We start from the raw sequence: 8,694 nt of genomic DNA, 5'->3' as shown, positions 1-8,694 counted from the left end.
TATCAAAGGGCAATTATTCGGCGCTTTTTATGGCGTCTGGGCGTTGCATCGCTTGGAGAAGCCGAAGACCGCCAATTGGTTGAGGCCGCCGAACGGGCAATGTCGCGGGAGAGAATTCCGATCGACACATTTTTTTATTACTATCGTTTTGGCAGCCAAAGTGCGTTCGCAACCCCAGGCGAATATCAAATAGCGTTCACTGAATTGTTGCAAAAATATACCCCGGTAGATGCGCATAGGGATGCCTATTGGACCAACGGCCGCATATGTTCGATGCTCATAAATGAGGTGGAGGACATTTGGCAGGCGATTGCCGAAAAAGACGATTGGCAGCCGCTCAATCATAAGGTTTCGGCCATTCGTGCCATGGGCCGCGCGCTCAACGCATGCAGCTAACTAACTATTTTTACGTGTAAAGTTTACAAGATAGGGAATTGTACGAGCGTAATCATGAGGCGGCTGAAAGCATCGGTAAAGTTCTTCTAATCGGTGGCCAACTTATCCTGATTTGATGTTGGCGATGAACTGGTCCACTTTAGCATGATGGAAAAAGCTCGTGTGTATTTGGTAGGCGCTGGCCCCGGCGACCCGGAACTGCTTACGGTAAAGGCTGTGCGGCTGATCTCGACCGCAGATGTGGTGGTGCATGACGGCCTTGTTGATGATGCCATCATGGCGTTAATCAACCCGTCAGCGCGGTTGATCTCGGTCGCCAAACGCCGTTCGCGCCACTCCGTTCCGCAAGATGGCATTAACGACATCCTCGTGCGCGAGGCTAAAATCGGTCGGGTGATCGTGCGGCTAAAAGGCGGCGATCCCTTCATTTTTGGACGCGGCGGCGAAGAAGCCGAAGCGTGCCGTGCCGCTGGCATCGATGTTGAGGTCGTTCCCGGCATCTCCGCCGCGATGGGCGGTGCAGCAGCCAGTATGTTGCCGCTGACCCATCGCGATGCCGCAAGCGCCGTTACCTTCGTCGCTGGTCAGTGCAAAGGCCTGACCGACCAGAATTGGGCTGGACTTGCTGGCAAAGGCCGCACTTTGGTTATCTACATGGGTGTGGCAACTGCGGCAGACATCACTGAAAAGCTTATTTGCGATGGCCTGTCGCCCGATACGCCCGTAGCCGTATTGGAACGGGCCACGCGGCCTGATGCACGTGCCATGCGCACGATATTGACTGACTTGGGTGACATGATCGCGCGCGAAAGCGTTGTGTCTCCTGCCATCATCATCGTCGGTGAAGTTGTCTTGAAATCCGATGCCGAAGACCGGTTGTTCCATTTTGCCAAGCAGGCGGAGAAAATTGCGTGAAATTACTGACGGGAAATGAATTGAGATCAGGCGCGGTGACTTGGTGGACGGGCAATGGCTGGTCTATCCATGTCGAAGATGCCGCTGATGTCGGCGAACATGGCGAGGCCATATTGCACGCCGAAGAGGGCGCACGCCGCGTGAATGCGCCCTATATCATCGACGCCCTTCCAACCGCTAATGGCCCACGCCCTGCTCACATCAAGGACCGGATCCGCGCCCTTGGACCCACCGTCCGCGCTGACTTCTCACTCAAGCCTGCCGACCCTGCGGCGGGCGACTGGATTATCTGACATGTATAAATATGACAATTATGACCAAGCCATTGTCGATGCCCGTGTTGCTGACTTTCGCGACCAAGTAAAACGCCGGATTGCTGGAGAGATAACCGAGGATCAGTTCAAGCCGCTGCGGTTGATGAACGGCCTCTATCTTCAATTGCACGCCTATATGCTGCGCGTGGCCATTCCTTATGGCACGCTCGATTCAAGGCAAATGCGCATGCTGGCGCATATTGCGCGCAAATATGACCGCGATTATGGGCATTTCACCACGCGTCAGAATATTCAGTATAACTGGATAAAGCTTGAGGAATGCGCTGACATCCTTGAGGAACTCGCCACGGTCGAGATGCACGCCATTCAGACCAGCGGAAATTGTATCCGCAACATATCGTCTGACCAATATGCGGGCGCTGCGGCCGACGAAGTCGTTGACCCGCGTCCATGGGCTGAACTGCTGCGCCAATGGTCAACCTTCCATCCTGAATTCAGTTATCTGCCGCGCAAGTTCAAGATTGCAGTGATCGCGTCGGCAGAAGATCGCGCAGCGATGCGTCTACATGACATTGGGCTTGAACTGATCCGCAAAGATGGCGAACTGGGCGCACGTGTATTTGTCGGCGGCGGCATGGGTCGTACGCCGATGATCGCACCTGAAATCAACCCCTTTGTAAAAGCCGACGATTTGTTGAGCTATCTTGAGGCGTGCCTGCGCGTGTATAATCGCTACGGACGGCGGGATAATATTTACAAGGCCCGTATAAAGATCCTCATCCACGAAATCGGTGCGGACGAATATCGCGGTCAAGTGGCCGAAGAATTTGCGCATGTGAAGACCTTGGGTATCGACCCGCCCTTGGCAGAGCTGGAACGCATCAGCGCGTTTTTTGCGCCACCTGCGTATGACGCATCTGATGTAGAGCCAGACCGCAGCGATCCCGATTTTGCCGTATGGCTTGACCAAAATGTCAAACCGCACAAGCAAGCGGGCTATGCCATCGTCAACATCAGCCTGAAGCCGATTGGCGGTATACCGGGCGATGCTACCTCGGCGCAGATTGATGTGATGGCTGATCTTGCGGAAAAATACAGCTTTGACGAACTACGTGTCACACATGCGCAGAACATTGTGCTGCCTTATGTTGCAAAGCGTGACTTGTACGCCGTCTGGCAGGGTCTGCGCGATGCCGAACTTGCCGATGCCAATCTTGACCTGATCAGCGACATCATTGCCTGTCCCGGTCTGGATTATTGCAGCCTCGCCAATGCACGCTCCATTCCCGTCGCACAGAAGATTGCCACGCGCTTTGCCGACATGGACCGGCAACGTGACTTGGGCGAATTAAAGCTTAAAATTTCCGGCTGTATCAATGCATGCGGACATCATCACGCGGGCCATATCGGCATCTTAGGCGTGGACCGGAAGGGCGTGGAAAATTACCAGCTGACCTTTGGAGGGTCGGGCGCAGAAGATGTCAGCATCGGCAAAATCATCGGGCCAGGCTTTGACGAAGACGGCGTTGTAGACGCAGTCGAGAAAGCCACTGAAGTCTACAAGGCTTTGCGGCAAGGCGATGAACGTTTCGTCGACACATATCGCCGCGTCGGAATGAATCCATTTAAGGAAGCGATTTATGGTTGAGTTTCGCTATCGCTCAGATGAAGTGACAGAACAGCCGTCCGTTACCCTTGATGCGTTTCTTGACCAATCGAACGCAACTGCCGTTCGCCTAGAGCCAGACGATGATGCCCGTGCGCTGATCCCGTTTCTGGATCGGCTAACTTTGATCGAAGTTGCCTTTCCCAAATATCGCGATGGCAGGGGCTATAGCGCAGCGCGGATTTTGCGCGAGGCAGGCTATCAAGGCGAACTGCGGGCGCAAGGTGACGTCTTGGTCGATCAGATTGCGTTCATGCGCCGCTGCGGCTTTGACAGCTTTGCCCCAGAAGCCTCACTAAACCCCGAAGCCGTTGCACGCGCGCTGTCGAACTATGATCATGTGTATCAAAAGGCTGCCGATGCCGCGGTGCCAATCTGGAAATTGCGGCATGGCTGAAACAGTTCGCATCGCCGACCGTATCAACAGTGACCCGCGGTACACCGAGGGTGATGCCGTGCGCCTGAACAATATGTTCCGGGGGCGTGATACGATTGAGATGCTGACTGTACTATTGCATGAAAATATGTTGGGTGACGCCGCTATTGTGTCTAGTTTTGGGGCAGAAAGCGCGGTGTTATTGCACCTAATTGCAAATATTGATCCGTCGATTCCGGTGCTATTTTTGGACACGGGCAAGCACTTCCCTGAAACGATTACCTACAGGGAGGAATTGCACGCGATGCTTGGACTGTTAGACTTGCGCATCCTGACGCCTGACCCTGCTTTGTTGCGTCAAAAAGATGAGACTGGCCTGCGTTGGTCCTATGACCCCGATGGCTGCTGTGAAATGCGCAAAGTATTGCCGTTAAGTGCCGCGCTGGCGGGGTTTGATGCGCAATTTACGGGACGCAAAGCATTTCAGTCATCGACGCGCAGGGCGTTGCCCCGTTTTGAAATTGAAGACGGCCGGTTAAAGGTCAATCCGCTTGCCGATTGGGACAAGGACAGAATTGACGCTTATATGGCAGAGCATGCTTTGCCTTCACATCCACTGGTAGAACTTGGCTATCCGTCCATCGGTTGCTCACCCTGCACCACGAAAGTTGCGCCCGGCGAAGACCCGCGTTCTGGCCGATGGAAGGGCTGGGACAAGGTGGAATGCGGTATCCACAACGCAGTCAAACCCATCGGGGATGGCAGCGACGATCCTATTTTTTAAAGCAGCTTCGGTTCAATCTTTGTGAAAAAATACGCCTGAACCTCGGCAGCAATGCGCGCAGGGCGCAAAGTTTCTGCATCAATGCAGCACCAGCTTGATTTGACCTCAGCCAAAACTTCCTCGCCGCGCTTGATAACCGTGTCATAAAAAGACCGTGCGCCCTGCACCTTTTCAAGAACGACCGTTGCGATAACGTCATCATTCAGAAAGGCTGGCTTGCGATAGGTAATCTCATGCTTCAGCGCGACCCAAAGATATTTCGCCGCCGTCTCAGGTGGGGCAAGCTTGTTCCAATGCGCCAAAACGGCATCCTGCACCCAGTTCAGATAACGCGCGTTGTTCACATGCCCCATGAAGTCGATGTCAGAGGGCAGCACGCCTATGCGGTGAAGGTGGGAGAGCGCTTTTGTCATTAATCTTTCAATATAAGCGTTAAAAAGGAGGCATGCAGCCCTATTGCGGCAAAACCATGAATGAATGCTGACGAATGCTGACAATGCCAAATATTTTATACCCGTGCGAAAACTGCTTGGTGCCGACATGAGCTTGCAACACCCGTTCCGCTATCCCACATGACGAACATGCACCGCTCGAACCGAAAAAACTGGAGCGACACGCCAGCCTATCGCTGGTCAATGGTCATTTTGGGTTGGGCACTGATCGTTGCAGCGCCACTTGTCAGCTGGCTTCCCGGACCAGGCGGACTATTGCTGTTTATCATCGGGCTCGGCGTGATCCTCAAACATTCCCGCTGGGCAAAGAAGCGATATTCGCGGCTTTCAAAGCAACATCCCGAATATGCCCGCTGGGCAAATTGGGCACTGCGCCGCCACAAGGTCAAAGGCCGCCCTCCCTTCCCGAACGTTAAAGGCGATTTTCTGAACCTATTCCGCCGCGACGACATCGACATGAAAATGCCCTGACCTGTGTTGACTTTTAACCTCCCTAACCGTATCTGCCACAGCAACAGGAACGGTCGCTGGACAGATTCGGCGGCCATTTTCATTCCAAAACGTAAAAAATTTAAGGATTACAGTCATGAAGCGCACTTTTCAGCCGAGCAATCTCGTGCGTGCCCGTCGCCACGGTTTTCGTCTCCGTATGTCGACCGCTGCAGGCCGCAACATCCTGAACGCGCGCCGCGCACGCGGCCGCAAGAAGCTGTCAGCTTAATCGCACAGCAGGCGAACCGCGACATGCGCGGTTATAGCGTCATCAAAAAAAGGCCGGATTTCTTGGCCGCCAACCGGGGGAAGCGATATGCAACTCCCGGTTTTGTTTTGCTTGTGAAAGACAGGCAAGATGAAAGCGCCGATATTAGGCTTGGCATCACCATCACCAAAAAAGTGGGTGACGCCGTCGTCCGCAACCGCATGCGTCGCCGTTTCCGCGCATTGGCGCAGGAGATGCTCGGACAAAAAGGCAAATGTGGCGCCGATCACATTCTGATTGGTCGCGATAGCGGTATTGAACGGGATTTCAGCGAGTTGCGGGCGGACATGGCCAAAGCTTTAGACAAATTATGTCAGCAAAACCGCAGCGCGGAGCCTGCCGAAGCACGCCAAGACAAAAAGCGCCCTTCGACAGAATCAGGACCGCGATAAAGATGATCGCAAAGCTCCTCATCCTTGTTGCAAGGGCTTGGCAAATAGGCCCGTCGCGCATTCTGCCGCCGACATGCAGGTTTAGCCCAAGCTGTTCGGCCTATACGATTGGGGCGCTCCAGAAATATGGCGCATTTAAGGGTGGCTGGCTGGCCATCAAACGGCTATTGCGCTGCCAACCTTGGGGTGGGCACGGATATGACCCGGTGCCATGACGCCCAACTGACTGTTTAATGAGGATTTGTAGACGTGGACGATAAACGCAACTTGGTTTTTGCTGTATTGCTGACGGGCCTTATCCTGTTCGGTTGGCCCTATGTCGCCAGCTATTTCTTGCCAACCCCTGCCCCAGTGACCAGCACAGCGAAGTCTGCGGCAACGCCTGCAGGTGCCGCGACATCCGATGTGTCTGTCGAAGCTGCCCCTGCGAAGGTGGAATCCCTACCCTTAGGGACAGCGCTCCAGTCGTCGGCCCGTGTCCTTGTGGAAACACCTAAGCTGAAAGGTTCAATCAACCTTGAGGGCGCAAAGATCGATGACCTCCTGCTGCTTGCCCACCGCACTGAGCTCGCCAAGGATGCGGCGCCGGTTCGGCTCTTTGCCCCATCCGGTACCAAAGATGCGTATTTCGCGCGCTTTGGTTGGGCGGGTACGGGCATCATCGCGCCCGATGACAAAACCGTCTGGACGCCAAGCAGCAATAAGCTGACGCCTTTGACTCCCGTCACATTAAGCTGGACCAACCCGCAAAACCAAAAGTTCGAGATCGCTTTGTCGATTGATGAAAACTACATGATCACCGCGAAGCAGCGCTTTACCAATGGCGGAACTGCGCCGGTGCAGATCGCAAATTTTGCATTGCTTAGCCGCACCGGCAAGCCTGCAGACTCGACAGCAGGTGGCTCCATATTCACGCATATCCACATTGGCCCAATGGGCGTGTTTGATAACAAACCCAATTATGATTGGGGCTATGTCGATGTTGCCGAAAACAAGGGCGAAACGTCGTTCAACAGCACCGGTGGCTGGCTTGGCTTCACCGACAAATATTGGTTGGGTGCGCTCATTCCCGACCAGAAAACAGCTGTGTCGGCAAAGTTCCGGGCCAGCGGTGATGTCTATCAAGCGCAAGTTATACCCACGCGCTATACCAATGTCGCTGCTGGTGCCGCGTTGGAGACCAATTCGCGTCTTTTCGCCGGCGCCAAGGAAATGGCTGTTCTGGATAGCTATTCAAAGAAACTGGGCATCCCTTATCTAGATTACGCTATCGATTGGGGATGGTTCTGGTTCATCGCCATTCCGTTCTTTTGGATACTCCACTGGCTGTTTGGCGTGTTCGGCAATTTTGGCCTCGCTATTATTGGCCTGACCGTCATTGTTCGCGGCTTCATGTATCCCGTCGCGCAGAAACAATTTGCGTCGATGGCGCAGATGCGTGCTGTCCAGCCGAAGCTAAAAGCCCTTCAAGAGCGTTGGAAAGACGATAAGCCGCGCCTGCAGCAAGAGATGATGAAGCTGTACAAGGAAGAGAAGGTTAACCCGTTGGCGGGCTGCCTTCCGGTCGTGCTCCAAATTCCGATCTTCTTTGCGCTTTACAAGATACTGCTGCTGTCGATCGAAATGCGTCACCAGCCTTTCGTCTTGTGGCTGAAGGATTTGTCAGCGCCAGATCCGCTGACACCAATCAACCTGTTCGGGCTGCTGCCTTTTGACCCGCCGTCCTTCATCGCCATCGGTGTATTGCCAATCTTGTTGGGGGTCACGATGTGGTTGATGCAGCGCCTTAATCCGCAACCGATGGACGAAGTGCAAAAGCAGGTATTTGCGGTAATGCCATGGTTCCTGATGTTCATCATGGCACCGTTCGCCGCTGGTCTTCAATTGTATTGGGTGATGTCGAACGTCGTGTCGATTGCGCAGCAAAAATGGTTGTATTCGCGGCACCCCGTATTGCGGGAGCAAATGGCGCGTGATGCCGAAGAAAAGGCACAAGCCAAGGCGAATGCAAAGGCGTGACCGAAACGACGACCAAAATCTTTTCAGGGCCCATAAGCTTCCTGAAATCCGCGCCTAAACTTGAATTTCTGCCCGAACCAACGGTGCCGGAAATCGCGTTTGCTGGCCGGTCAAATGTCGGCAAGTCGAGCCTGATCAACGCGCTTGTCAACCGCAACAATCTGGCGCGTGCGTCCAATACGCCGGGTCGCACGCAGGAGCTTAACTTCTTTGACGTGGGCGACCCTGCGGTGTTTCGCATCGTGGACATGCCGGGCTATGGCTATGCCAAGGCGCCGATCAAGACCGTGCAGCAGTGGCGGTATTTGATTAACGATTATTTGCGCGGCCGCGTGGTGTTGAAACGCGTGTTCGTTCTCATCGACAGTCGCCACGGCATTAAGGAGGTCGACCACGACATCATGTCGATGCTCGATAAAGCGGCAATAAGCTATCGCATCGTGCTGACCAAAACTGACAAGATCAAAGCCAGCGACCTTGCGGATGTCGAAACCGATACGATGACAAAGCTGCGCAAGCATGTCGCCGCTTATCCGGATCTGTCGGTGACCTCAGCCGAAAAGCGCGGCGGCATCGAAGAACTGCGTGCGGCGGTATTGGAAGCTGTGACGTCTTAGATAAAGTGCGCGAAGGCTTTGCTTTTCTGCCCCCTAGACACA

Annotated in this window: 12 protein-coding genes and 1 pseudogene; 12 read left to right on the top strand and 1 reads right to left on the bottom strand. The window is 54.2% G+C overall.

Annotated elements, in window-relative coordinates; all coding sequences use genetic code 11:
* The 6 genes and pseudogenes from QE270_RS04125 to QE270_RS04100 all read left to right on the top strand — a co-directional run.
* A pseudogene (locus QE270_RS04125) lies at positions 1 to 396 on the top strand (selenoprotein O); the annotation flags it as partial.
* 144 nt (positions 397 to 540) lie between these two features.
* Complete coding sequence (cobA, locus tag QE270_RS04120) at positions 541 to 1,311, top strand: uroporphyrinogen-III C-methyltransferase (RefSeq protein WP_300035585.1); 771 nt, start codon at positions 541 to 543, stop codon at positions 1,309 to 1,311.
* Positions 1,308 to 1,604 (top strand): DUF2849 domain-containing protein, encoded by a 297-nt coding sequence (locus QE270_RS04115; RefSeq protein WP_300035582.1) that lies wholly within the window; start codon positions 1,308 to 1,310, stop codon positions 1,602 to 1,604. Before cobA ends, QE270_RS04115 begins: the two co-directional genes overlap by 4 nt.
* Before the next feature lies 1 nt (position 1,605).
* Positions 1,606 to 3,234, top strand: a complete 1,629-nt coding sequence (locus QE270_RS04110; RefSeq protein WP_300035579.1) for a nitrite/sulfite reductase — start codon at positions 1,606 to 1,608, stop codon at positions 3,232 to 3,234.
* Positions 3,227 to 3,649, top strand: coding sequence for a DUF934 domain-containing protein (locus QE270_RS04105; protein WP_300035576.1), 423 nt, complete (start codon positions 3,227 to 3,229; stop codon positions 3,647 to 3,649). Before QE270_RS04110 ends, QE270_RS04105 begins: the two co-directional genes overlap by 8 nt.
* A complete protein-coding gene (locus tag QE270_RS04100; RefSeq protein ID WP_300035574.1) occupies positions 3,642 to 4,412 on the top strand; it encodes a phosphoadenylyl-sulfate reductase in 771 nt (256 codons plus the stop codon). The genes QE270_RS04105 and QE270_RS04100 overlap by 8 nt, the downstream gene beginning before the upstream one ends.
* Here the strand turns inward: QE270_RS04100 and QE270_RS04095 are convergent.
* Positions 4,409 to 4,825, bottom strand: coding sequence for a thioesterase family protein (locus tag QE270_RS04095; RefSeq protein WP_300035571.1), 417 nt, complete (start codon positions 4,823 to 4,825; stop codon positions 4,409 to 4,411). The two genes, QE270_RS04100 and QE270_RS04095, sit on opposite strands and share 4 nt — an antisense overlap.
* Before the next feature lie 159 nt (positions 4,826 to 4,984).
* Here QE270_RS04095 and QE270_RS04090 point away from each other — a divergent pair, with 159 nt between their 5' ends.
* The 6 genes from QE270_RS04090 to yihA all read left to right on the top strand — a co-directional run bounded on the left by QE270_RS04090 (position 4,985) and on the right by yihA (position 8,652).
* Positions 4,985 to 5,335: a hypothetical protein gene (locus QE270_RS04090; protein ID WP_300035568.1), complete on the top strand. Its 351-nt coding sequence runs from the start codon at positions 4,985 to 4,987 to the stop codon at positions 5,333 to 5,335.
* Between the two features lie 115 nt (positions 5,336 to 5,450).
* Positions 5,451 to 5,585: a 50S ribosomal protein L34 gene (gene rpmH, locus QE270_RS04085; protein ID WP_125230634.1), complete on the top strand. Its 135-nt coding sequence runs from the start codon at positions 5,451 to 5,453 to the stop codon at positions 5,583 to 5,585.
* A 23-nt stretch (positions 5,586 to 5,608) separates the two neighbouring features.
* On the top strand, positions 5,609 to 6,016 hold the full coding sequence (gene rnpA, locus QE270_RS04080) for a ribonuclease P protein component (RefSeq protein WP_300035565.1): 408 nt from the start codon (positions 5,609 to 5,611) through the stop codon (positions 6,014 to 6,016).
* A gap of 2 nt (positions 6,017 to 6,018) precedes the next feature.
* Entirely contained in the window at positions 6,019 to 6,231 is a 213-nt protein-coding gene (gene yidD, locus QE270_RS04075; RefSeq protein WP_300035562.1) for a membrane protein insertion efficiency factor YidD, read from the top strand.
* 34 nt (positions 6,232 to 6,265) lie between these two features.
* Entirely contained in the window at positions 6,266 to 8,035 is a 1,770-nt protein-coding gene (gene yidC / locus QE270_RS04070; protein ID WP_300035560.1) for a membrane protein insertase YidC, read from the top strand.
* Positions 8,032 to 8,652, top strand: a complete 621-nt coding sequence (yihA, locus tag QE270_RS04065; RefSeq protein ID WP_300035557.1) for a ribosome biogenesis GTP-binding protein YihA/YsxC — start codon at positions 8,032 to 8,034, stop codon at positions 8,650 to 8,652. Before yidC ends, yihA begins: the two co-directional genes overlap by 4 nt.
* The last annotated feature ends 42 nt before the right edge of the window (positions 8,653 to 8,694 follow it).

Origin of the sequence: Sphingorhabdus sp. (assembly GCF_029865925.1) — a bacterium.
Lineage (GTDB): Bacteria > Pseudomonadota > Alphaproteobacteria > Sphingomonadales > Sphingomonadaceae > Sphingorhabdus_B.
Note: the sequence above shows the minus strand (reverse complement) of the source record. Positions and strands in the feature narration are given on the sequence as shown.